The organism is Gilliamella sp. wkB18 (assembly GCF_001690875.1).
GTDB lineage: Bacteria > Pseudomonadota > Gammaproteobacteria > Enterobacterales > Orbaceae > Gilliamella > Gilliamella apicola_A.
In genome coordinates this window covers 1-905 of sequence record NZ_LZHM01000003.1, presented here as the reverse complement: position 1 = coordinate 905, position 905 = coordinate 1, and the positions used below count along the sequence as shown (strand labels likewise).

The 905-nt window shown below is 44.3% G+C and carries 1 protein-coding gene; it reads right to left on the bottom strand.

Translation table 11 applies throughout. The annotated features are described in order from the left end of the window. The coding region (locus A9G48_RS00020; protein ID WP_141672920.1) for a type VI secretion system Vgr family protein at positions 1-905 on the bottom strand (905 nt) is incomplete at both ends.

The following is a 905-nucleotide window of genomic DNA, read 5'->3' as shown; positions in this document are numbered from 1 at the left end:
CGCCATTAAGGCTAATGAGTTGCCCAGGAGCAAGGTTATAACGGTTGCTTTTGCCTCGGATAATTATTTGTTCACTGATTGCTTGTTCATGGCGAATACGTGCGTACCAATTGCCACTTTCTGGGGGGCTATTAAGGTGGTAATCATTATCCCTATTTTGTGCATCATCGTTATTCTCGCTCATCCCCCCATTTTGCTCACTTTGAATATTTTTATAAATTTTGTTGGGGCTATTTTTTTGACTACCTGAACTGACACTGGCACTACCTGCATATTGATAGTGCTCGCCATAACGGTAGTCGGTGCCGTTAGTGGTGTGGTCATCGGGTTGGCTATTGACCTCGCCAAGTAAGTTGGCTTTGGCATCACGGTAGTTATAATCTTTCACTTTAACCGATGATGCCACCGTTTGGCTGTGCATGCTAATATCCCAAACGCTTTCAGCGCCACCGTCCAAGGTGCCGCTGGGTAATTTGTAATTAATATGAGCAACTTGGTCATAACCTTGTTCGTAATCGCTTATCACCATTACGTCGCAGTCGTGCTCGGCATGGCTTTCAAAGCGAAACCAGATACCCACATCCGCCATTAAGCGTTGTATAAATTCAAAATCGCTTTCTTGCCATTGGGTAATAAATTCCCTGGCTGGGTAGTGCTCTTTAAGTTCAAGGCGGTAGTCTATGCCATTAAGTCCGTGGCTTCTAAGTATTTGTTCAACCACGCTTACTACGCTTTGGTTCTGGAATATGGCACAGTTGCGGTTTAACGTTAGTCTAGCTAGTCGTGGCGATAAGACCACTTGATAATGCGCTTCTTCTTTATTCACCGATAATTGGCTAAACTCGGTGATAATACCATAAACCTTGCGGGTGCTTTTATCATTGGTAAAATCACCCAAGGCACGG